Source organism: Runella sp. R0.1_18 (genome assembly GCF_057652155.1).
In genome coordinates this window covers 21398-43567 of record NZ_JBYFCK010000020.1, presented here as the reverse complement: position 1 = coordinate 43567, position 22170 = coordinate 21398, and the positions used below count along the sequence as shown (strand labels likewise).

The following is a 22170-nucleotide window of genomic DNA, read 5'->3' as shown; positions in this document are numbered from 1 at the left end:
CGTACTACTTGGCCAGCAACCTGTTTTTGAGAACCACCTCCAATACCCGCTCGCGGAGGTTGCGGCTGATGGGAATGAGTTGATTCTGAATAGAAAGCTCGCTAGGCTCGATGCGCTCGATTTTGTCAATAGCTACTAAATATGATTTATGAACCCGTAAAAATTGGCTGGGGTCAAGGTATTCTTCGACGGTTTTTAGGGGAAGCAGCGTCATAAATTTTCCCCGTAGGGTGTGAATAATCACGTAGTTTTGAAGGGCTTGAACAAACAGAATTTCGTCCACCAAAATTTTCTCGTACTTGCTTTCACATTTGATAAACAGATAGTTGGGTTCGCTGTTTTGAGGAGAATTTTGAAGTGCCTGATTCTTTAAAAAATACAAATCTTTGGCTTTGTTGGTGGCTTTGAAAAAACGATTGAACGTGATGGGCTTTAACAAATAATCGACCACATCAAACTGAAATCCTTCTAAGGCGTAGTTGGGGTAGGCCGTTGTCAAAATAACCATCGGAAGGTTCTGCCTGATTTTTAGAAAATCCAGACCTGTCATGTGGGGCATTTGAATATCTAAAAATAGGAGGTCAATGGCTTGGTTATCAAGTAATTTATTGAGTTCGAGTGGGTTTTCCGCTACACCTACGAGGCTCAGGTAATCGACCACCTCGACGTACTTCGTAAGCCCTTCGCTGGCCAAAGGTTCGTCGTCCACTATAACGCATCGTAATTTCATAGCTGCTTTCTCCAAGGGGAGTTTTTATAGATGGATAGTTAATTTAACTTTATAAAAATTCACTCCTCGTTCTATGTCTAAGGTATGTCGATTTGGGTATATCAAATTGAGCCTTCGTTTGACATTTTTTAACCCAATACCCGAATTTTCGTTTGTTTCTTCTACGTCATGACTGTTTTCGAGGTGCAACTGAAGTGTCTTTTCGGTGTCAACTTTCAAATCCAATTTTATAAAATTTTGTTGGGTTTTTCCCTTTGATACGTGTTTAAAGGCATTTTCGACAAAAGGCAACAAAATAAACGGCGCAATCTGATGACCTCGGGCCGACTCATGGTTCAGTTCAAACGCCAATTCAGTTTGATTTTCGTTTAAACGCAGGGTTTCTAGTTCGATAAAGTTTTCCAAAAATTGAAGGTCTTTGCTCAACAAAATCTTCTCGTCATTGCACTCATATAGTTGATAACGAAGCATTTCTGAAAATGAAGCTAATGACTCCGAGGCCAAATCTGGGTTTTTGTGAATCAGGACAAAAATGGAATTAATGGTATTGAACAAAAAATGAGGATTTATCTGCGATTTCAGGTATTTCAGTTCGGTTTCAAGATTGGCTTTTTCCAAAGTAAGGCGTTTTCGCTCGGCATTGAGCCAGTTTTTACCAAGTTTTATACTCATTGCCAACGTCATCGAACCTACAGTAGAAGGAAATGCCGCCGTAGAAAAAATGACAAACCATTGGTCGGGACGTTTGCCAAATAATTCAAAAAAAGTCAATTTTGAATAATAAGCATTCAGAAAATAACCCGCAGTAATGAAAGCCGTACACACCAAAACGGTGAGGAGTACCGCCAAAATATAGCTACGATATTTACCTACATACAAAAACTTCGGAATCAGATAGTATAGAATAAAATAAGCTCCCGCTGCTTGAAAAATAATGTATCCGATGAATTTGACAGGCAATTCTCCTTTAAAAAGATAATTAATTACGCCTTCAAAACTACCTACATTAATCATCATCCACGCCAGATGGTTAGCAATCCAAAACGGAATGTGGTGAAGTTTATATTTGAAAAACCAGTGTTGCATTGTCGCTTATTTTAGACTGAAAAATAACGGTTTATGGCGTACCAATGCCCCAAAGATTGATGTAGTGTCGAAAATAATTGACGAAATGTTTTAATCCATAATCAAATATTTGTCCAATTGACGATACAAACAGTCGGTATCACTTGGCCTTTTGGCGTTTACTTCTACTATTTTCCCTTTTTTATTGATGATTAAATAGCGCGGCATCATTTTATCAATCATTTTGTACAGTTTGTCAATCGCTCCATTTTTCCAATAAGCGTCTCATTTTCTTTGAAGAAAAAACAGAAACATGAAAACGCTATTGATTATCATTCTTTTTTCAAACGTCGCTTTTGCGCAAATCACAGGCAAAATCATTACTCCAAAAGGAGATGCTGTTCCGTTTGTCAATGTGCTGCTTTTGGCTGCTTCCGATAGCAGTTTGGTAACAGGTACCACTACTAATGAAGGAGGAAATTATCAACTTTCGTTGTCGAAAATTGGGCGTTTTTATTTGAAAATCACTGGGGTAGGGTATCAGACGCGAATTTCTGAGGCGTTTGAAGTAAATTCTTCCAATTCTACCATCACACTTCCCGATTTGACACTTTTAGAAGAAGAAAATACCCTTAACGAAGTACAGGTTTCGGCCAAGAAAGAACTCGTTCAAACCACGCCGCTGGGCAAAATTATCAATGTTCAAAGTAGCCTAATGACCAAAGGAAGCAATGCTTTGCAGGTACTGGAGCGGCTACCAGGGGTGATGTCGGATCGACGAAACAATCAATTTAACCTCAATGGTCAAAGTGGAGTGACAGTACTGTTCAATGGCCGAAAAGTGCAGATGCCGATGGAGGAATTGATGTCGCTGCTTGAAAATACAGTGGCCGATAACATCGAAAAAATTGAACTTATAACTTCTCCTACTGCCCAATACGACGCCGACGGAGGGGCGGGGATTATCAATATTATCTTCAAGAACAACGAAACATTGGGTACAAAAATCAATTTGTCGGCTACCGCAGGATATGGTTATAAAGAGAAAGTCCTTACCACAATTGGCTTTTCTCATGGATTAAAAAAGCTAAATCTTAATGCTTCCTATTCTTTCAATCATGATGTTCGGAAATCTGGATACGCAGGCGATGGCACAGCAGGGGCTTCGTTTATGTTGGGCGAAAGCTACAATACTTTTTATGGAATTGCTCGCCGATACCAAAACAATCATAATCTAAATTTTGCGGTACAATATCAGCCTAACCCCAAAACTACACTTGGGGTAGATTTTGTTGGAAGTTTTGATAAATCTCATAATTTGGTAAACAATGGAGGCACTTATCAGCTAAAAAGGGGGGATTTTTTTGAAATAGCAATGCTTTCAGATGGATTGACGACCAAGCAAAACAATATTGCTTCGTTTTATCTGAAACAGACCTTTTCGCCTAAAACACAATTCAATGCCGATTTTAGTTACATTAATTATTTCAACAACAGCCCCGCAGGTATTTCGTCTGAATATTTTGACGAACAAAAGCAACCGATAAAACCCCAATTTTCAATTTTTACGTATGGAAATAGGGGCGAAAGCATTTCTAAAATACATGTGGGCGTTTTTAAAGCTGATTTGAATACCCAATTTAGCGAAAAAATTAATGCGGATTTTGGCATAAAAACAAGTTTTGCACAAAATGAAAACGACAGTAAGGTAGAAAGAAAAGTAAACGACACTTGGGAAATAGACCCACGCTCGCAAAGCCAACTCAAAAGTCAGGAACGGATTGCAGCGGTGTATTCTCAAGTTAAATACATGCTTGACGCTAAAAGTAACCTTCTTTTGGGGTTGCGTTATGAATATTGGAAAAGAGATTTTAGCAATCAAGAGGAAGTATTTGAGATTTCAAAACTCTTTCCTTCAGTGCTTTATACCTACGCCATTAATCAAAATTCCTCGATCAATTTCAATTACAGTCGCCGTATCAGTCGCCCTGCCTATACCGACTTGATTTCCAATTTGTTTTACACCGACCCCACTTTTATTTTTTCTGGAAATCCATTGCTAAAACCTACGCTTTCTGATATGCTCAAAGTTGAGTATTCAAAAAAAGGTTTGAGTATTGGTATTTCAGCTCAATACGATTTGAATCCTATTTTGAGGTATCAGATTACCTCAAACGCCACCAAAGATGTGGGCATTTCTTCGCCACAAAACCTGGATTACATGAAAAGCCTTAATCTATTTTTGAGTTACCCTTTTCAACTTACAAAATGGTGGAAATTTACCCTCAACACCCTCACGTCTCTCCGAGATTATAAGGTTTCCTACAGTCAATTTCCTGCCGAAAAGAAGTTTGTGTTTCAGAATCTCAATTTTTCACAACAAATCAACTTACCTAAAAACTTTGAAATTGAGCTTTCGGGATGGTACAATATGCCCCATTTTGAAGGGCCAAACACAATCAAAGGCTTTGGAGTAGCCAATGTAGGAATTGCTAAAAAACTTAAAAATGACAAAGGAACCTTATTGCTTACGTTACCCGATGTGTTCCGTTCGTTTAGCGTCTTTTCTCACAACGGAGGCATGACACCCATCGCTTTCGACATCAATACGGTGTCAAATTGGCGTGACGAAACGGTATTTTATCGGGTTGTTAAATTGACCTACTCACGAAGTTTCGGTAAAAATGCCCAAAGCGTAAAATATGATTCGAAAGACGAAGAAAAGGAGCGAGTGAAGTAAAATACGTGGGTTTGGATGAGTGAGTCATTGAGCGAATATTTGGTAGAGGAGGAGGTGTTGGAAACTAACGAAGGGTATTTGTCGTTTTGTCTAAGTTTACTACCAATCAAACTACCTACTTGGGGCGTTGTTGTTGGTGTTGAGTATCCGAATTGGTAAGTCAGTCGTTTATTTCTTTGATTACAGTTTGCCCAAAATATACCTGCAAATTGGGCTTACGGCCTGTTTTTTTATTGGCCCTTTCTTATATTTTTTTGTTAAGTCCGAAATTCAGCAAATTCGTAGTATGCCCAAATCGTGGGTATGGCAGCTAGTGTTTTGGCTGTTTACAGATGAACTCAACGGGAAATTGATTAGGGTAAAAAACGGAGCCTTTTGAAAAAAGTGGTACTAGCGGTTTGTTTCGTCAAAATAACTGATGATAACACTGACAAGGCATAAAATGGAATAAATAACGGCGATACGGGTTTTGCCGATGCCCCAAAAGGCAAAAGTACCGAGGGAAAAAAGGAGGATTTTGACCAAATTGAGCCAAGGAAACGAAACACGCATCGAAGATTTGGGTGCGGCAAATATCCCCCAGAGGGTAACGACGATGATAAATAGTGTTATGGCAATTACCCATTTGGTCAACGTACTCTTTCCAAAGGTATATCCCCAATAAGAGACACCAAAGAAAAGCACGAGTTCTAACCCAAAGGCAAGGAGGTAATTGATGTAGCGGATGGCTTGCATGATGAGGAGTAGTTTAATCGATTTGCTTTTCTAAAGTGTAATTTCATGGGCTAATGGTTTAAAAACGGTACCCAAAACTACTGAAAAGTTTGCCCATTTTTTCGAAAAGTTGAGGGGTTTACTCCCGTATATTGCCGGAATTGCTTGCAAAAATGGCTTTCGTCCGTAAACCCAAATTCATGGGCAATTTCGGTCAAGGTCATGGAGCTATAGAGAAGCCTAGCTTCAATCAACTTAATGCGGTGTTTGACAATAAATTGCTTGAGCGATTCTCCCGTTTGTTTTTTAAAAAAGATACTTACGTAGGTAGGCGCTAGGTGAAATTCCTCAGCAATTCGTTCCATACTGAGTTTTTCGGGCTCATAAATATGTTGTTTGATGTACCTCAGTATCGCCTCGGCAGCATTCGATTCTTCCGATTTGGCGGGAGTTTGTTGGGAGAGGTTTCGAGCTAAAATCAGCAGAATACTCCGCATTAAACTGTCTCGTATCATTTCAAAATGTGTCGATGGAGTGTTATCGTACTCACTTTCAAGTACTTTTAGAAGTTGGTGTAATTTTTGTTTTTCTTCTTTGTCATGCACAATCGTTCCACGGCTTTGAGTGGAAGTCAATAGCAACGACTGGAAAATTTGTTGCCAATATTTGTCAGTAACGCTGTGGGGTTTGCTGTAAGATTCGTTGAAACGGATAAAACAGAATTCAGTAATCGAGGCTATATCAAACGAATGAAAGTCTTCTGGGCCTAACAAAAATACATCCCCTTGCTCGTAAGCATAGGTGTTGCCATTGATGTTGTGGTCGCCAAACCCCTTCAAAATAAAAATGATTTCGTAATAGGTATGCTTGTGTACGGGGTGTTCCCATTGGGCTGCTTCAAAATGGTAAATGTTAAACGGGCTGTGTAAAACGTAGCGTTTCATCGAAAGAAGGTGCGTAATTTTTTACCAAAATAAAATGGATTTTTACAGAAAGTAGTAAATCTGTCCTCTCTAATTTTGCCGAACAATGCTTAAATTAACTTTTTCTCGCATTGACCTATAATGAAATAGTACAGAATTGGCCACAAAACGCTAAGACTAAACGGAAGAATTAGAACAAAAAAACGACAGAAGATGAAATTATTAAAAAGACGTTCGATGTTGAAAAAAGCGGTGGCGGCCTCTACGGCTTCAGTCGTGGGACTGTCGGCCGAAGCGGCCAAAGACAAGAAAGTGTTTGTTCACCACGTGTATTTTTGGTTGAAAAACCCCGCAAGCGAAGCCGACCGCGCCAAGTTGATTGAAGGATTGACGGCCTTGGCAAAAGTACCAACCATCAGAATGCACAACATCGGCTTACCCGCTACGACCAATCGTAGTGTGATTGAGCGCAGCTATGCCGTGTCTTGGTTGTGCTTTTTTGACAATTTGGAAGAAGAAGAAGTTTACCAGAAACACCCCATTCACCTCAAGTTTGTAGAAGATTACTCGCACCTTTGGGAAAAGGTCATTGTATATGATTCGGTGCAGGTGTAGTGCAAGTAGGAAAGATTTTCAAAGGGAACAGGACTTTTTGCCATGTTCCCTTTGTGGTTTTATAGCACCTAAAATACCGTTTGACGAATTTTTACTTCGCTTTGGTGATAAACCTGCGAATACGGTTGTACACTCGCCGTTACCCAGGCGTTTCCGCCGATGATGGAATCATTGCCTATCACGGTTTTTCCGCCTAAAATGGTGGCATTGGCATAAATGACCACGTTATCTTCAATGGTTGGGTGTCGCTTGGTTTCTGCCAATGATTTTGATACACTCAAAGCGCCCAGCGTTACCCCCTGATAAACTTTTACGTTGTTTCCAATTTCGGTTGTTTCGCCAATGACTACTCCCGTTCCGTGGTCTATAAAAAAAGATTTTCCAATTGATGCTTTGGGGTGGATGTCAATGCCCGTCAAACCATGGGCGTATTCGGTCAACATCCGTGGTAGAAGTGGGACGTCCAAGTCAACCATCGCGTGCGCTAAACGATAAACTGCAATGGCATAAAAACCTGGATAAACCGCAATCACCTCCTCAATGCCGATGGAGGCGGGGTCGTTGTCAGATATAGCTTGGGCATCCAGCAGGAGATTTTCGTAAATGTCAGGAAGCTGCTCCATAAACTGCTCCGTTACCACTTCATGATTCGTACCAAGGTTGCCGTTTAGCGGTTCTAACAAACACAAAAGCCGTTGCTGAAGCTTGGCGTAGGCATCAGGTAGATTGGTCGCTGAGCGCGAACAATCTTGGGTGATTGGAAATAAGAACCGCATCATTTCTTCGACGAATTTACCCACTTCATTCCGCGACGGTAAGCGGTACTGATAACGGAGGTTTTGCTGCGCAAGACGATCAAAAAAGGTACTTGACAATGTTTGCTGGGTTGAGGTCATGGCATTGATTTGAGTTATAAAAAAAAGGCCCTTCCATAGTGGAAAGGGCGGCTTTATGGTTGGTTCGCTTTGTTTAAATTATTCCCTTTATATCGTTTAGCGAAAGATACAGCAACAACATACTAAAAGGATAGCCGTTTTCATTGGAATAATTTTTATACTTGTGATACCAAAAACCGTGCAAAAAGGTTCAATCTTTGGAAGTTTTTCAAAAGTTTAAAATAAAAAATTGATTTTTCGTGATTCGCATCGTTTCCTTATTTGGCTTCTCGTTATGGATTATTTTAGGATTGGTTGCTTTTGATGCCAATTCGCAACAAACAGAGCGCCTTCGTCGATACGCTTACGTCCGAAATGCCATGGGGTCGGAGTTTAATCTGGTTTTTTATGCTCCAAGTGATTCGCTGGCAAAAGTAGCCTCCGACAGTGCCTTTGCGAGAATTCAGTACTTAAACAATCTCCTGAGTGATTATTTAGATGGCAGCGAAGTAAACCGCCTTTCGGAAACCGCAGGAACGGGGCAACGTTTTTATGCGAGTGCTATTTTGTTTGAAATTTTAGAGCAATCAAAGCGCTTGAGTATCAATACCAATGGCGCATTTGATGTTACCGTCGGGCCAATCGTTCAGCTTTGGCGAAGGGCGATTCGGCGCAACTATTTTCCCGATAAGTCCCAACTCAAAGAAGCCCGCGATGCCGTTGGCTATCGTTTTGTTCAGCTTCGAAGCGAAGACCGCTCTGTCGTTTTAAAACGTAAAAAAATGCGGATAGATTTTGGAGCAATTGGAAAAGGATACGCGGCCGATGACGTCTTGAAGGTGCTTAAATCGTTTGGAATCGACCGCGCCTTTTTGGACGCGGGCGGAGATTTGGCCATTGGTGATGCCCCACCAGAGAAGGAGGGTTGGCGGATTGAGGTGAGTTCTGGAGGAGGAGATACTACCGCCACGCATATACTGACCTTGAAAAATTGTGGGGTAGCCACTTCAGGGAGTACTTATCGGCATTTCGATTACAAAGGTGTTCGCTATTCGCACATTGTAAGCCCTTATACGGGGGTAGGTTTAACCACGCATACACGCACAACCGTAATCGCTCCAACTGGCACTGATGCCGACGCCTTGGCTACTGCTTTTAGTGTACTGGGTATAGAAAAAGGTAAAAAAGTAGCCAAGCGTTTGAAGGGAATTGAAGTGTGGCTTTTGGAGCATAATGCCAGCAAAAAAGCACACTACAAATATTGAGTTTGTCGGTATTCTTTGGGGGTTTTTCCTGTTTCTGCCTTGAAAAATCGGCTAAAGTCGCTAGGGTCGAGTTTCCCAATTTTAAAGGCAATATCGGCAATAGAAAGGTTACTTTGTTTTAGTAAAACTTTGGCTTCCAACACGCGCATTTCATCCAGCAAATCGTGGGCACTTTTTCCCGTGACGGCTTTCACGCATTTGTGGAGGTGATTGGGTGAAACAGACAACAGCTCGGCGTATTCGGATACGGTGTGCTTTTCGTAAATGTGCTGAGAAAGTGCTGCTTTGAAACGTTCCGTCATCCGAACAGCAGCGTTGCCAATGGGTTTTTCTAGGGGACGAACAAATTGGTTTACCTCCGTAAATAAGGTGAATAGATAGGAGGCAATCAAACAAAATTGTTCTTCGCAAATCACTTGGTTAATTTCGAGGAGCCGCTCAAAGATTTGCAAGATAGCGAGTTGACGCTCTTGGCTGAGTTTAACTACTGGAGAACCCGTTAATTGAAGGAAGGAGAAGGCTTGTAAGGTTTCTGATTTCCAAGGTGATATGCTAAAAATGTCGCTGCTAAAATGACAGTAAAAACCTTCGGCGTCGTCGCTGATTTCATCCAAAGTTGTGATTTGAAAAGCGGGTAAAAAAAAGAACGAACCTGCCCTAATCTCGTATTTATTAAGCGCTTTTCGGCGGGTAATGCTACCTTTGGTTAAGAAAACAAAAAACGTAACCGAGCGTCGATGAGGAGCTTGAGGAATGATGAGGTGCTTTTTGTAATCTTCTAACCGAATGACGTGGAACTGATTAAAGAATGGTCGTTGCGTGTTTTTCCATACCAAGGTGTCAAACACATAGTCATCGAATTCTGCGGGTTTAAGGAGTGGAATTTGGGTGGTTTTCATACAAATATTAACAAACTATGAATGAGCTATTCGCTTTTTTTGCGTCATTTCAAGAACTTAACTCAACCGAAAAGAAAGCACTCGCACCACTTTGTTCGGAATTGAAACTAAAAAAAAACGAAGAGTTGCAGCCCATGGGGCATACATGTCGTAACATCTACTTTATTAAAAAGGGAGTAGCTCGCATTTACTACTACAAAGATGGAGTTGATATCACTGAATCTTTTTCTTTTGAGGGGAGTATCATCGTCAGAGTAGAAAGTTTGTTTTTAGGAATCCCTTCCCAAAAAGCAATTCAAGTACTCGAAGAGTCCGAAATTGTTGCCATTTATGCTCCAGGGTTATTTCGTTTGTATGATACCTTCCCGCTGATTGAACGCCTGTTCCGAAAAATCTTTGAAAAAGGCTACGTTGAAACCGTTCAACGCCTCGAAAGTTTGCAGTTTCATACGGCAGAGGAGCGGTATAAAGCTCTGCTGAACGAAAATGCCGATGTATTGCGCCGAATACCTCTTAAATACATTGCTTCTTATTTGGGCATTACGCAGGTAAGTCTAAGTCGAATCCGAGCTGTTTCAAGGTGATTATTTAACAAATGTAAAAGGAAGCCTAAAGTAGTACCTAGACCTTTGCAAAAGAAAACTTGTGAAAAATATGGTACAACTTGGGTTAAAAGAAAACTGGAAACAGTTTGCACTGCTGGTGATTATCAATGCGTTTGTGGGTGGGATGATAGGTCTTGAGCGGTCTATTTTGCCACAATTGGCCGAACAAGCATTTGGGATTGTGTCAAAAACAGCGATTCTATCGTTTATCATAACCTTCGGTTTTACCAAAGCTATTGTCAACTACTTTACAGGTAAACTTGCGAATTTATTGGGTCGAAAAAAGCTATTGATTATTGGCTGGCTTTTTGCCTTGCCAGTTCCTTTTCTATTGATTTATGCTCCTAATTGGTCGTGGATTGTGACTGCCAATGTGTTGTTGGGGGTCAATCAGGGATTGACGTGGAGCACGGCTGTGATGATGAAAATCGATCTTGTAGGAGACAAAAACCGTGGGCTCGCGGTGGGTATCAACGAATTTGCGGGGTACTTATCGGTGGGTGTTGTGGCTTTTTTGACGGGCTACATCGGCAGTCATTACGGAGTGAGGCCGTATCCGTTTTATTTGGGAATAGGATTCGCCATCGTAGGGCTGTTATTAAGCGTATTTTTTGTCAAAGATACCCGCCAACATGTTTCTGTTGAGAACAAAGCAAGTGTTATCCCCCTCTTGGCAAGTCCATTTTGGGATACGACTCTTCGACATAATTCACTGAGTGCAGTGACGCAAGCGGGGCTTGTTAATAACCTAAATGATGGCATGATTTGGGGGCTTTTGCCGTTATTACTTTTGTCCAAACAATTCACTTCTGCCCAAATTGGTATTTTGACGGCGATTTATCCGTCGGTTTGGGGGCTTACTCAATTGGTTACAGGTCGATTGTCTGATATTTACTCCAAAAAAGGCTTGTTATTTTGGGGAATGTTGTTGCAGGCTCTGGGGATTATTGGACTTATTTGGGCAAATACTTTTACGTATTACGCGCTGATTGGGACAGCTTTAGGGTTTGGAACAGCCTTGGTTTATCCCACTTTTTTGAGCGCTATTGCTGACTGCACGCCCCCCGTTCAGCGTGCCGAAAGTTTGGGTATTTTTCGATTTTGGCGCGACATGGGGTATGCCGTTGGGGCATTACTGACGGGGGTAATTGCTGATTACTTTGGACTAACGATGTCAATCTTTAGTATTGGCATGTTGACCGCTCTGTCGGCGTTTGTGGTATTGTTCAGAATGAAATAAACAGCATTAAATCTCCATTTCTAGCAACGCATAACTCAATGCTTTTCCGTGGGTGTCTAAAGCCAACGACGTAGTTACGCCCGTCAATAAGGCATCTTGACATACAAATAACAACGCTGAAATATTGGGCAGTTCGTACCGCACAATTTCACCCGAAACGATGTCTTTTAAATGCTCTTTTAACCTTTCTACCGTTATTTTTTGACACAAAAGTTCATAATCTTTCACATCGTATGGAATCAAGGAAAGGGTAGAGGTATTGCCTTTGTCACCTGCACGGCTGTGGGCGATTTGGTACAGCCCCCTAACCCCCAATGGGGGAACTTTCGTAGCAATAGCCTGTTCAGACGTTTTTTGACTAAGTGAAGAATAAATAAGTGAATTATAATCTATTTGTATCCTGTCTTTCACTTCCTCTTTGGGGCGGCCTGACGTTACCGTTAGGGGGTTGAATAGTGTCACTTCTGGATTCACTTTTTTTCTATCCACCAAAACCGAAACAATGCCGACGAGTTCGGTGACGTACTTTCTGGCACCACCGCCGCCTGCTGGGCCATTGGTGTAAAGGGCTTCTACTTCCTCGCCGATGATAGCTGCTTTTTGAGCGGTTTCGGCGTTGGCAGCTAGGCGTAATCGCACTTCATAAGGCTCGATTTGATGGTTAAAAGCAGTTCGATGAATGGCCGAAACACCGACGTAGTCGGTTCGCAAATCGGGAAAATCAGCTTTTAGTCTTTTTTCGAGGGTCTCGCCTGCCAACTGCGCCCTTGCGAGTGCATTTGCACCCGCGTATGAGATTTCACCTTCTCCCAGAAAACCCGCCTGATAACCCACACTTACTTTGAGCGTTGACGGTTTTTCTTGGCCAGTGCCACCCCATACTTTGACTTGGTTGGTAGCAATTTCTTCCAATTGTACCGTCGTAAAATTAGCTGACACATCGGGCGTAAGGTAGGCATAAGGGTTGACGACTTCGTACAATAATTGCTCTTTGACCGTTGCCAAATTGACAACACCACCTGTACCTGCTACTTTGCTAATGATGGCCGTGCCGTCTGCAAAAACATCGGCAAAGGGATGACCCAAGGTGTCCATGTTGGTTACTGGTTTGGTGGTTGGGTCGGCAAAATATCCGCCTGTTATTTGCCCCGCACATTCTAACAAATGCCCAACTACTGTACCTTGCCCCAGTAAATTATAATCGTCGGTAGCCCAGCTAAATTCGTGAATCATGGGGGCTAAAAACAACGAAGGGTCGGCTACTCTTCCCGTAATAATGATTTGTGCATCAGACTGTAATGCTTCTAAAATGCCTTCCACGCCCATGTACGCATTGGCAGAAATGAGAGGAGAAGTGCTGAGTGAGGAGTGATTAGAGATGAGCGTGATGGCAAAATCCTCATTATTAAATTTAAAAATCGCATCACTCATCTCTACTAACTTATCACTTAATTCGTCTCCGATAACGGCGGCTACTTTGACTGAAATGCCTTGTTTGCTGGCTATTTCGATGATTTTTTTTGCCCCATCAATGGGGTTAGCCGCTCCCATGTTTGTTATGAGGCGAATGCTATTTTTAACTAAAATGGGTAATAATCCTTCAATGCGGCGTTCTAACAGCGGGTCGTAGCCTTTGCTGGAGTCAGCGCGTTTGCGTTTTTGGGCGAGGGCAATCGTGCGTTCGGCCAAACATTCCAATACCAAATAATCTAAATTCCCCTGTTCGGCCAATACGAGGGCTGGTTCTAATCTGTCGCCCGAAAACCCTGCCCCACAGCCGATTCTGATAGCCCCCAAACCCCCAATGGGGGTAATATTATCATTTATTTGGTGATTCATTGTGTGTGAAATTTGTCATTGTCCCAATTGTTAGGATTATTTTCAATGTAATCATTGATTCGCTGGTATTCGGCGTCATTTCGGATAATATGATCATGGAATCTGGATTGCCAGCCAAACACTACGCCATCGTTATCGGTTAGTTTCAGGCGATTACAATGTTTTGTGACGGCGGATTTATAGGAACCAATGATAGATGAAACGGTGCCGACGCGATACGGTATTTATGTTGAAATTTTTCCATGATTACCAATGAATTGAACCCGTCAAAAGCGCCATAATCGTCATCACAATCGTAGTGCCCCACGCCCAGAAAAACGTGTGCCGTTGGTGTTCACCTAAATCCACCTCAGTGAGGCCCACTAGCAAAAAAGTCGAAGCCGTGAGTGGACTGATGGGAAAGCCGACGGTCATTTGACCCAGCAAGGCCGCTCGACCGATTTCGAGTGGGTCAATGCCAAATTGGGTAGCGGTTTGACTTAAAATGGGTACAACTCCAAAATAGTAAGCATCGGGTGTAAACAGAATACTAGCAGGCAGGCTCGTGAGCGCGGTCAGGGTAGGTAGCCAACTGGCGTGCTGCTGCGGAATGAGCGCCACCAATGAATTGGCCATGGCGTCAATCATTTTCGCTCCTGTAAGGATTCCCGAAAAGATGCCAGCGGCAAAAATCATACTCGAAACCAAAAAAATATTGGTACCGTGGCTTTTGATGACCTTTTGTTGGTCTGCGAGTTTGGGGTAATTGACGAGCAGCGCAATCATGCTCGCAATCACAAATAAAACGGGAGCGGGAAGCCATCCTTTAGTCAACGCAATAATGAGTGTGATGGTCAAAATGGCGTTGATAATGAGGAGATTGGGGCGGCGAAGTTGATGCTGTTCTGTGTTTAAATTGTCTTTGTGATTGTATTCAAACTCAATGATACCCAATCGTTTTCTTTCTTTTTGACCAAAAAAGTAAGCCACAAAAAGTACCCAAACAATACCCGCTACAATGGCTGGAATGTTGGGGTTGAAGATGTGAACCGCATCACTCTTTAACGTAGAAATCGCCCGCGCTGATGTCCCTGACCACGGAACCAAATGCAAGGGGCCGACACTCAGTGCTACGATGCTTGCCAAAATTTTTCGGTTGATTTTCAGCCGTTTGTAAATGGGTAAAAACGCCGACAACACAATCATAAACGTAGCTGTACCGTCGCCGTCGAGGTGGACAATCATGGTTAGAATCGCCGTTCCGATGATTACTTTGAGCGGGTCGCCTTTCACCGATTTGATGATAGCCGCAATGACGGGGTCAAAAAGCCCTGCGTCAAGCATGGTAGCAAAGTATAACACCGCAAACATCAATAAAACCCCCGTCGGTGCCACTTGTTTGATACCTGCCAAGGCAAAATCGCCGAGTTCTTTGGGACTAAAACCAGCCAAGAGTCCAAAAACAACGGGCGTAATCACCAAGGCCGTTATCACCGAGAGCTTTTTGGTCATAATTAGCACCAAAAAAACAAGAATTGTAGCAAAGCCGAGGAGGGAAAGCATTGATAATTAGGAGTTTTTAATTAAGTAAATGCGTAAAACAAGATAATACTTTATAGTGAATTGAGTCTCCCCAAACCCCACGCCTTTAGGCTGGGGCTAAAGGCGTGGGGTTTGAGCATTAGATATCCAGTCTATTAAGTAATTGTGCGTAAATTTTAGTGTATTAGTAGTTTATATCGCTTCGGCGAAGCGTAACCTTTGTAGAAGAAAAATTCGTTCATAAAGTTTGAATCTTTTTTGCTTCGGAGAAGCATAACCTGTTGCTTTGTTATGCTTCTCCGAAGCAAAAATTAAAAATAATCTCCTGCTACTACAAAGGTTGCGCCTCTACCGAGGCTGCTTTGAAGTCCTCAAAAACTTTTGATTAAATACTTCAAATCAACCTCTCTTCAACTGTTTATATTTTTCAATGTACATCTTATCCAGTGCCTCCGAGTCCTTGTATTTGACGCGGAGTGCAGCCAATTTTTTGTGCATTTCTGCCTTTATTTTGGCGTATTTAGGGTCGTTATAGACGTTCTTGAGTTCGTTTTTGTCGTTAGTACGGTCATACAATTCCCATTCATCAACATCATGATAGAAATGCACTAATTTGTATTTTTCGGTTACAATTCCGTAGTGGCGTTTTACCATGTGAATCCCTGGATATTCGTAATAATGGTAATAAGCCGCATCCCTGAAATTTTTTCCTTGTCCTTTAAAAATTGGAATCAAACTTTCTCCTTGCATGTCGTCAGGTGGTTTCACCCCCGCAGCTTCCAAAAATGTTTGAGCATAGTCCAGATTTTGAACCATTTGCGAGTTTTTTGACCCCGCTTTGATTACCCCAGGCCACTTAATCAACAAAGGTGTTTTGAACGATTCATCAAAAATAAAGCGCTTGTCAAACCAGCCATGTTCGCCCAAATAAAAACCTTGGTCGGAGGTATAAACAACAATCGTATTTTCTTCTAAGCCATTCTCTTTCAAGAAGTCTAACACTTTACCAACCCCTTCATCAACCGAAGCGATACAGCCCAAATAATCTTGCATGTAGCGCTGATACCGCCATTTCATTTTGTCGGTATCGTTCATTTTGGGATAATTCTTGATAAACTCTTCGTTCATTTTGTCGTAAGTAGCATCCCACACCTTGCGCTGTTCAGCATTCATACGGCCAACGGTGTAGTCATAATTGCGTTTATCGTAGGGATGTGATTCCTTGATGCCCAATTTATCCATATTTTCGGGCTTGATTTTGGAATCACCTGCCCAGTTCATGTGGGTTAGCAGGTTCATTTCGGCTTGCTTTGAGGCACTTCCGCGCCCTTCGTAATTGTCAAAAAGTGTAGCGGGTTCAGGGAATTTTTTATTGATAAACTCCTTAAAGTGACGCTCAGCAGGCAACCATTCACGGTGAGGGGCTTTGTGTAAATAGGCCAAGAAAAATGGTTTTTCTTTGTTTCTTTCTTTGCCCAGCCAGTTGAGTGTCAAGTCCGTAATGATGTCCGTGACATAGCCCATGATTTTCTTTCTGCCTTCTTTTTTGGTAATAAAATCAGGGTTATAATAATCCCCTTGGTCAGGTAAGATTTTAAATTCATCGAATCCTTTGGGGCTGTTCCCAAAGTGTAATTTCCCGAACATCGCCGTCTCGTAGCCATTCGCTTGAAGAAGCTGAGGAAAGGTCATATTGGTGGTGTCAAATGGAAAATTATTGTCAATTTTTCCGTTTAAATGACTGTGTTTTCCCGTCAAAATCACTGCCCTCGATGGTGCACAAATGGAGTTGGTGACGCAAGCATTGCTAAAAAGCATCCCTTCTTTAGCTATGCGGTCGATGTTGGGCGTTTGGGTGAGGCGATTACTATAGGCCGAAATCGCCTGATAGGCATGGTCGTCTGACATGATAAAGACAATGTTAGGACGACGACCCGCTTGGGTTTTCTTGGTAGCCTGCTTGAACGAAAACATACCAATAGCAATTATGGCTACGGCAGTGATAGAAATGGTGATTTTTTTCATAAATATTGGTTAATCAAAATTTCAAATAATCATTAAAAAAGGGCAGTAAATCGTTCAAAACGCGCCCGTCGGTTGTCCAGATTTTGTTGCCGTGATCGCCGATGTATTCTTCAGAAAAGTGATTAATCCCCAGATTCTCTAAACGCTGGCTCAACATTCCGATTTGAACAGGAAAACGGGGAGAATCATTTCGTCCCCAATCCAATTTGATAGCGGTCATTTTTCGTAAATTATCAGCATATTTATTGACCATATAAACAGGCATGTTAGCCTCCCATTTTTCCAAAATCGCTTGATTTACAATCATTTTATCGCCTTCATAGCTAAACGGAAAATCGCAATAAAACGGCGGATTATTTGGGTTGGGCGACCACGCACGCGCTACGGCCACCAATACTTTGGGGTAATAGGTTTTCTTTAAATCTTCTTTTGTTTTTACATTTTGAACCTCTTTAAAAGACGGGCTATTGGGGCCAAATTCTTTGACCATTGCCAACAACCCAGGACTCAACGCATAAATACTGCTAAATACCTCTGGATGCAACATGCCAATTTTGAACGCACCGTAGCCCCCCATCGAATGCCCCGCAATACCCCGACTCTCGCGAGTGGCAAGGGTACGGAAGTTTTTGTCCACGTATTCGACGAGTTCTTTGGATTCAAATTCGTCCCAATTTCCTGTTAATGAAGAGTTTGAATAGAAGCTGCCCTCGTAAAGTGTGTAATGGTCAGCTTGCACAAAAATGAAAGGCTTGATTTTGTTACGTTTGATGCCTTCGTCGAGGATGGCCTGCATTTGAGGAAAAATGTTGTCTTTTCCCATAAACCCGTGCAAATAGTAAATGACGGGATAACGCTGTGTAGAACCGTCGTAGTTGAACGGAAGATAAACGGATACTTTTCGGTTGGGGTCTTCGCCACCCGTGTTTTGCAGGGCTTTGGAGTTGAGTACAAAGCTGACAACTTTGCCTTGACAAAAAGCCCCCCTGCCCCCAAAGGGGGAAATAAAGATCAGGAGTAAAAATAAAAGTTTTTTCATCGGGTTAGTTGGAAAAAATACCCTCCCGAAAGTTTTGAACTTTCGGGAGGGTTGGGTTGGTCGGCATGATAAAAAAGAGCCTTAACTCATCAAAATGTTCTTAGCAAAAGCTACGCATTTCGCTACTTCTTTGACGGCGTCCGAACCTTCGGGAATTTGGTACTCAAGCTCTACCGAAACGGGGAATTTGTATTTGCGATCGCGAATCATCAACAAAATCTCACGAATAGGTGTGTCGCCCGTGCCCCAAACCAAGTTGCCCGCGCCGTGTTCGGGCGTAGTGCGGTCTTTTAAGTGCATGGTCGAAATACGGTCGTGTTTGTTTTCGATGAAGGCCATCAACGCTTCTTTGGTGTTTTTACCACCCGCCGCCAAGTAGTGGCCACAGTCAAAATTAATTGAGTTGTAAGGCGACTGACTCAGTGCGTTATCCCACAGTGTATCAGTGGCTTGGGTGTGATTGTGGTAGCCTACATACATCTTGTTTTTTGCCCCTAAGTCACCCAAACGTTGGGTTTGTTTTGGATCGGTCGGAAGCTCCAACGTTACCGAAGTTGCCCCGAGCACTTTGGCCACTTTCATGCCGTATTCTACCTCGCCATCGGTATTTGTTGGGCTAAAGGCGTTGGGTTTGAAAGCGTAAATAGAGATGCCCGCTTTGTCAAATTTCTTACGAACTTCTTTGAATTTATCCATCGAAACTGTGCTCCGCCATTCAGCCACTTGTTTGTTATATTCGGCCATTTGGGCTTTTTGTTCGTCGGTCAGCTGAGGGCGTTGGCCAGGGCGCGCATTACGGAAAAGCTGCGCCATGTCAATCGGCGATTTTGGTTTTCCAGCATATTCTTCCACCGAATCGCCCATCAATTCGATGGCACTGAGGTTGGAGTCAATGCAAAACTGAATCAATTTATCGACATCATGCGGCATACTACGGAATGAGTAAGTAATGGCGCCAATTTGCACACCTTTAAACTTAGAGTTGGGTTTGTCGGCCAATGCCCATGCTTTATTGACGTTTAACAGGCCTCCCATCGCAGTGAGAGATGCCATTGCCATAAAATTTCGGCGGGATACTTGTGTATTCATTGGTGATAAGGGTTTAATAGATAATGAGGGTTTGAATTACTACTAAAAGAGAAACGCATCCGTTTTTTCCTGATTTATTATTCCCCATTAATTAAATAATTTCGGAGCAAATTGGCTCAGATAGACCCGCCAGTTTCTCCAAATATGCCCACCTTCCGATTCCACATACTCGTATTTCATGCCCATACCATCTAATTTTTTACGGAAATCCACATTGGCTTGGTAAAGGAAATCGGTTTTGCCAATGGCTATCCAGTAGAGCTTGGTTCCGTTTTCTTTTTGTACTTTCAAGGTTTCATCAATGTTGCTATACACCTTGGCCGTAGCATCTTCGCGTGGCATAATGGCGGCAGAAAACAAGCCCACGTAATCAAACGTATTTGGATAAAACCGTGAAATGTGCATGGAATGAAAGCCTCCCATGGATAAGCCTGCAATGGCTCTGCTCTCTTTTTTGGCATTTACGCGGTAGTTTTGCTCTACAAATTTTACAATATCCATGAAGGCACCTTCATAAGAACCTTCCATCGTACGAGGAGCCATAAATTGCGGTTTGTAGAAGCCTGTATTTCCTTCGCCAGGGGCAGCATCTTGCGAAGCGTTTCCATTTGGCATTACCACAATCATTGGTTTAGCTTTGCCTTGGGCAATAAGATTGTCCATGATTTGTGCCGTGCGCCCGAGTGCTATCCAAGCTTCTTCATCGCCACCCGCGCCGTGTAATAAATAAAGTACTGGGTAATTGGCTTTGCTGCTTTCATAACCTGGAGGGGTGTAAATGGTGAGTCGGCGGTTGATGCCCAAGCCTGGTGAGTCGTACCAGCGTCTGATTACGCTACCGTGTGGGATGTCGTTTACTTTGTAAAGGTCAGCCTGTGGGCCTCCCACAATAAAAATATTGGTAACAGTTGCTACATCACGGTTTAAAAACGGGTTGTTGGGGTCGATGCTACGAAGGCCGTCCACCGTAAATGAATACGAATACAATTCAGGGGCGAGGGCATCGGAAGTAAAAGTCCAAACACCTTTCTCATCTTTTTTCATCAATGCAGGTTTTGGAACATCCACTAAACCAAAACGTGATTTGATTTTCATAGTAGGCAGAAAATCACCTGTTACGAAAACAGAGTCGGCTTTTGGGGCAAAAAAGCGAAATGTAACGGTTTTATCCGCATTGATTTCAGGCGACTTGAGGTCGGCAGCGTTGAAAAGAGCTTCTTGTGAAAAAGCTAAATGGCTCAATAGTAGGCCAAAAAGTAAAACGATTGATTTTTTCATGTTTTGATAATTAAGTTTAAATATCACCGCCAGTGAGTTTGAAAACCGCTGACGGTGACGGAACGAATTGAACTTTGATAGGTAAATGAAATTTATTGAGGTGCAACGACCTTCATCAACTCTTCGTCGTGGTGGTATCGAATGCTACATTTATTGTCGAAAAACATCGTCGTTCCTTTTTCTGCCGTATAAGCATCCCATTTGGGAAGACCAGCATGATTTGGGTTGCCCGTTTTGGCGAAATTAATCCACGATTGGCTCATTTTATCGGCCAAAACATAAGCGTCTTTGAAACCTCCCGTCATTTCTTCGCAGCGAGCGATGTTGTTGAATACAAACGGAATTTCCATACAGTGAACAGCCTTGTATTTTCCGTCCATCACAGGCGACTGCCACGTAAACATAAACATATACACAGGTGCTCCGCCTGCCAACGACGACTTTTGTTTGGCCTGAGACACAGCCCCTGGACGAAAAGTCACGTCAATATCCAAAACTGCCGAGGGTTTGGTGTCTTCGGGGAATGCTTTTTTTGCGGCAGCGATGTACGCATCAGCTTTGTCACCGTACGATTTTTTGACCAGTTCCAATACTTCCTCAGGAGTGCTGTTGGCGGGGGCGGCACGGAATGCGGCAAACTCATTTTTAGTTGTGCCAATCAGTAAAGGAATATTTTTAGAAAGTTCAAAAGCTTCATTTGAGAACAATTGATAGGGGAGAATCTCTCCGTCCACGCTTGGCCCCCAGCTCAAACCAAAACCAATCACAGGCTTCCCATCAGCTTTCATTTTATCGGCAATGGTTTTTAAGGCTCTTTTGCCTGCATCGCTCAAGGTTTGGAATGGTACTTTTTGAACATCATCCACTTTGTCGGCCGAAATGTTGAGTTCCTTTAACACCTCAGCACCAATGGCTTGGGTTGTTTTTTTGTCGAGCATGGCAGCACGGAAAGAACCACTTTGGTTGATAGCTTTATGGAACAATCCCTTTGCCGAAGGCATGGCCATCAGGGTGTTTACTTTAGCACCCCCGCCCGACTGTCCAAAAATAGTGACGTTGTTGGGGTCACCACCGAAGTTTGCAATGTTTGTTTTTACCCATTCCAGCGCTACTTTCATGTCTAATACGCTCAAATTGGCCGATTGTTTGTATTTATCACCGTAAGCCGACAAATCCAAATACCCCAAAATATTCAGGCGGTGGTTGATAGAAACGATGACTACGTCGCCTTTTTTAGCCAAGCTTTCGCCGTCATAAGAAGGTAATTCTTGTGATGAACCTGCCGTAAAGCCCCCTCCGTGAATCCAGAACAACACAGGGCGTTTTTTGCCGTCGTTGATGCCTGGAGACCAAACATTGATGCGCATACAATCTTCACTTGTATAGCCCCAACTATGGTTAAAAACGAACTCGGGCTCGTCCATCACCGAAGTTGTGGGGTCCATCAGCGGTGCAACGGGGCCGTAGGTCATCGAGCTTCGTACATTGCTCCAAGGCTTTGGTTTTTGAGGGGCTTCAAAACGTTTTGCTTCGGCATACGGTATTCCCTTATACGTAAAAATGCCATTGTGAATATAGCCCCTAACTTTACCAGCATCTGTATTGGTTACGGCTACGTTTTCGCCCGTTTGTACTTGAGCAAAAGCACTATTCATGGTGCAGGCGAGCGCAACAGCGCAAGATACAACCAGTTTTTTCATGTTTTAAA

General features: G+C 42.7%; 19 protein-coding genes and 1 pseudogene. 5 read left to right on the top strand and 15 right to left on the bottom strand.

Annotated features, from left to right (window positions below):
• Positions 1-4 precede the first annotated feature (4 nt).
• The 3 genes from AC23P2_RS25380 to AC23P2_RS25370 all read right to left on the bottom strand — a co-directional run bounded on the left by AC23P2_RS25380 (position 5) and on the right by AC23P2_RS25370 (position 2038).
• Positions 5-730: a LytR/AlgR family response regulator transcription factor gene (locus AC23P2_RS25380; protein WP_487775789.1), complete on the bottom strand. Its 726-nt coding sequence runs from the start codon at positions 728-730 to the stop codon at positions 5-7.
• Positions 731-754: 24 nt separating this feature from the next.
• Entirely contained in the window at positions 755-1816 is a 1062-nt protein-coding gene (locus AC23P2_RS25375) for a sensor histidine kinase (protein ID WP_487775788.1), read from the bottom strand.
• Between the two features lie 90 nt (positions 1817-1906).
• Positions 1907-2038, bottom strand: a complete 132-nt coding sequence (locus AC23P2_RS25370; RefSeq protein ID WP_487775787.1) for a hypothetical protein — start codon at positions 2036-2038, stop codon at positions 1907-1909.
• Between the two features lie 70 nt (positions 2039-2108).
• Between AC23P2_RS25370 and AC23P2_RS25365 the strand changes: the two genes are divergently transcribed.
• Entirely contained in the window at positions 2109-4535 is a 2427-nt protein-coding gene (locus AC23P2_RS25365) for a TonB-dependent receptor (protein WP_487775786.1), read from the top strand.
• A 390-nt stretch (positions 4536-4925) separates the two neighbouring features.
• On the opposite strand, the gene AC23P2_RS25360 is transcribed toward AC23P2_RS25365, so the two are convergent.
• Both AC23P2_RS25360 and AC23P2_RS25355 read right to left on the bottom strand, forming a co-directional pair.
• Positions 4926-5270 carry a YrdB family protein gene (locus tag AC23P2_RS25360; RefSeq protein ID WP_487775785.1) on the bottom strand — a complete coding sequence of 115 codons (345 nt, stop codon included), beginning with the start codon at positions 5268-5270 and terminating at the stop codon, positions 4926-4928.
• Between the two features lie 77 nt (positions 5271-5347).
• A complete protein-coding gene (locus AC23P2_RS25355) occupies positions 5348-6193 on the bottom strand; it encodes an AraC family transcriptional regulator (protein WP_487775784.1) in 846 nt (281 codons plus the stop codon).
• Positions 6194-6385: 192 nt separating this feature from the next.
• Between AC23P2_RS25355 and AC23P2_RS25350 the strand changes: the two genes are divergently transcribed.
• Positions 6386-6787 (top strand): Dabb family protein, encoded by a 402-nt coding sequence (locus tag AC23P2_RS25350; protein WP_472492119.1) that lies wholly within the window; start codon positions 6386-6388, stop codon positions 6785-6787.
• Positions 6788-6855: 68 nt separating this feature from the next.
• On the opposite strand, the gene epsC is transcribed toward AC23P2_RS25350, so the two are convergent.
• A complete protein-coding gene (epsC, locus tag AC23P2_RS25345) occupies positions 6856-7683 on the bottom strand; it encodes a serine O-acetyltransferase EpsC (protein WP_487775783.1) in 828 nt (275 codons plus the stop codon).
• Between the two features lie 239 nt (positions 7684-7922).
• Between epsC and AC23P2_RS25340 the strand changes: the two genes are divergently transcribed.
• Complete coding sequence (locus tag AC23P2_RS25340; RefSeq protein WP_487775782.1) at positions 7923-8927, top strand: FAD:protein FMN transferase; 1005 nt, start codon at positions 7923-7925, stop codon at positions 8925-8927.
• Here AC23P2_RS25340 and AC23P2_RS25335 read toward each other — a convergent pair.
• Complete coding sequence (locus AC23P2_RS25335) at positions 8915-9826, bottom strand: helix-turn-helix domain-containing protein (RefSeq protein WP_487775781.1); 912 nt, start codon at positions 9824-9826, stop codon at positions 8915-8917. The two genes, AC23P2_RS25340 and AC23P2_RS25335, sit on opposite strands and share 13 nt — an antisense overlap.
• A gap of 17 nt (positions 9827-9843) precedes the next feature.
• On the opposite strand from AC23P2_RS25335, the gene AC23P2_RS25330 reads away from it, so the two are divergent.
• Positions 9844-10410, top strand: coding sequence for a Crp/Fnr family transcriptional regulator (locus AC23P2_RS25330; RefSeq protein WP_487775780.1), 567 nt, complete (start codon positions 9844-9846; stop codon positions 10408-10410).
• A gap of 70 nt (positions 10411-10480) precedes the next feature.
• Entirely contained in the window at positions 10481-11671 is a 1191-nt protein-coding gene (locus AC23P2_RS25325) for an MFS transporter (RefSeq protein ID WP_487775779.1), read from the top strand.
• A gap of 6 nt (positions 11672-11677) precedes the next feature.
• On the opposite strand, the gene AC23P2_RS25320 is transcribed toward AC23P2_RS25325, so the two are convergent.
• The 8 genes and pseudogenes from AC23P2_RS25320 to AC23P2_RS25285 all read right to left on the bottom strand — a co-directional run bounded on the left by AC23P2_RS25320 (position 11678) and on the right by AC23P2_RS25285 (position 22162).
• Positions 11678-11971, bottom strand: a complete 294-nt coding sequence (locus AC23P2_RS25320; protein WP_487775829.1) for an AtuA-related protein — start codon at positions 11969-11971, stop codon at positions 11678-11680.
• Positions 11972-12121: 150 nt separating this feature from the next.
• Positions 12122-13510 (bottom strand): annotated as a pseudogene (locus tag AC23P2_RS25315) (acyclic terpene utilization AtuA family protein); the annotation flags it as partial.
• Positions 13511-13756: 246 nt separating this feature from the next.
• Positions 13757-15052 carry a CitMHS family transporter gene (locus AC23P2_RS25310; RefSeq protein ID WP_487775778.1) on the bottom strand — a complete coding sequence of 432 codons (1296 nt, stop codon included), beginning with the start codon at positions 15050-15052 and terminating at the stop codon, positions 13757-13759.
• Between the two features lie 378 nt (positions 15053-15430).
• Positions 15431-17056 carry a sulfatase family protein gene (locus AC23P2_RS25305; RefSeq protein WP_487775777.1) on the bottom strand — a complete coding sequence of 542 codons (1626 nt, stop codon included), beginning with the start codon at positions 17054-17056 and terminating at the stop codon, positions 15431-15433.
• A 13-nt stretch (positions 17057-17069) separates the two neighbouring features.
• Positions 17070-18095, bottom strand: a complete 1026-nt coding sequence (locus AC23P2_RS25300; RefSeq protein ID WP_487775776.1) for an alpha/beta hydrolase — start codon at positions 18093-18095, stop codon at positions 17070-17072.
• A gap of 81 nt (positions 18096-18176) precedes the next feature.
• A complete protein-coding gene (locus AC23P2_RS25295; protein ID WP_487775775.1) occupies positions 18177-19184 on the bottom strand; it encodes a sugar phosphate isomerase/epimerase family protein in 1008 nt (335 codons plus the stop codon).
• Between the two features lie 87 nt (positions 19185-19271).
• Positions 19272-20462: an esterase gene (locus AC23P2_RS25290; protein ID WP_487775774.1), complete on the bottom strand. Its 1191-nt coding sequence runs from the start codon at positions 20460-20462 to the stop codon at positions 19272-19274.
• Positions 20463-20554: 92 nt separating this feature from the next.
• Positions 20555-22162, bottom strand: coding sequence for a carboxylesterase/lipase family protein (locus AC23P2_RS25285; protein ID WP_487775773.1), 1608 nt, complete (start codon positions 22160-22162; stop codon positions 20555-20557).
• Positions 22163-22170 lie beyond the last annotated feature (8 nt).

What these genes read in the sequence shown, in the direction of transcription:
- AC23P2_RS25380 (WP_487775789.1), bottom strand. Translation starts at nt 730, where the DNA reads ATGAAATTACGATGCGTTATAGTGGACGACGAACCTTTGGCCAGCGAA.
- AC23P2_RS25375 (WP_487775788.1), bottom strand. Translation starts at nt 1,816, where the DNA reads ATGCAACACTGGTTTTTCAAATATAAACTTCACCACATTCCGTTTTGG.
- AC23P2_RS25370 (WP_487775787.1), bottom strand. Translation starts at nt 2,038, where the DNA reads ATGATTGATAAAATGATGCCGCGCTATTTAATCATCAATAAAAAAGGG.
- AC23P2_RS25365 (WP_487775786.1), top strand. Translation starts at nt 2,109, where the DNA reads ATGAAAACGCTATTGATTATCATTCTTTTTTCAAACGTCGCTTTTGCG.
- AC23P2_RS25360 (WP_487775785.1), bottom strand. Translation starts at nt 5,270, where the DNA reads ATGCAAGCCATCCGCTACATCAATTACCTCCTTGCCTTTGGGTTAGAA.
- AC23P2_RS25355 (WP_487775784.1), bottom strand. Translation starts at nt 6,193, where the DNA reads ATGAAACGCTACGTTTTACACAGCCCGTTTAACATTTACCATTTTGAA.
- AC23P2_RS25350 (WP_472492119.1), top strand. Translation starts at nt 6,386, where the DNA reads ATGAAATTATTAAAAAGACGTTCGATGTTGAAAAAAGCGGTGGCGGCC.
- epsC (WP_487775783.1), bottom strand. Translation starts at nt 7,683, where the DNA reads ATGACCTCAACCCAGCAAACATTGTCAAGTACCTTTTTTGATCGTCTT.
- AC23P2_RS25335 (WP_487775781.1), bottom strand. Translation starts at nt 9,826, where the DNA reads ATGAAAACCACCCAAATTCCACTCCTTAAACCCGCAGAATTCGATGAC.
- AC23P2_RS25330 (WP_487775780.1), top strand. Translation starts at nt 9,844, where the DNA reads ATGAATGAGCTATTCGCTTTTTTTGCGTCATTTCAAGAACTTAACTCA.
- AC23P2_RS25325 (WP_487775779.1), top strand. Translation starts at nt 10,481, where the DNA reads ATGGTACAACTTGGGTTAAAAGAAAACTGGAAACAGTTTGCACTGCTG.
- AC23P2_RS25310 (WP_487775778.1), bottom strand. Translation starts at nt 15,052, where the DNA reads ATGCTTTCCCTCCTCGGCTTTGCTACAATTCTTGTTTTTTTGGTGCTA.
- AC23P2_RS25305 (WP_487775777.1), bottom strand. Translation starts at nt 17,056, where the DNA reads ATGAAAAAAATCACCATTTCTATCACTGCCGTAGCCATAATTGCTATT.
- AC23P2_RS25300 (WP_487775776.1), bottom strand. Translation starts at nt 18,095, where the DNA reads ATGAAAAAACTTTTATTTTTACTCCTGATCTTTATTTCCCCCTTTGGG.
- AC23P2_RS25295 (WP_487775775.1), bottom strand. Translation starts at nt 19,184, where the DNA reads ATGAATACACAAGTATCCCGCCGAAATTTTATGGCAATGGCATCTCTC.
- AC23P2_RS25290 (WP_487775774.1), bottom strand. Translation starts at nt 20,462, where the DNA reads ATGAAAAAATCAATCGTTTTACTTTTTGGCCTACTATTGAGCCATTTA.
- AC23P2_RS25285 (WP_487775773.1), bottom strand. Translation starts at nt 22,162, where the DNA reads ATGAAAAAACTGGTTGTATCTTGCGCTGTTGCGCTCGCCTGCACCATG.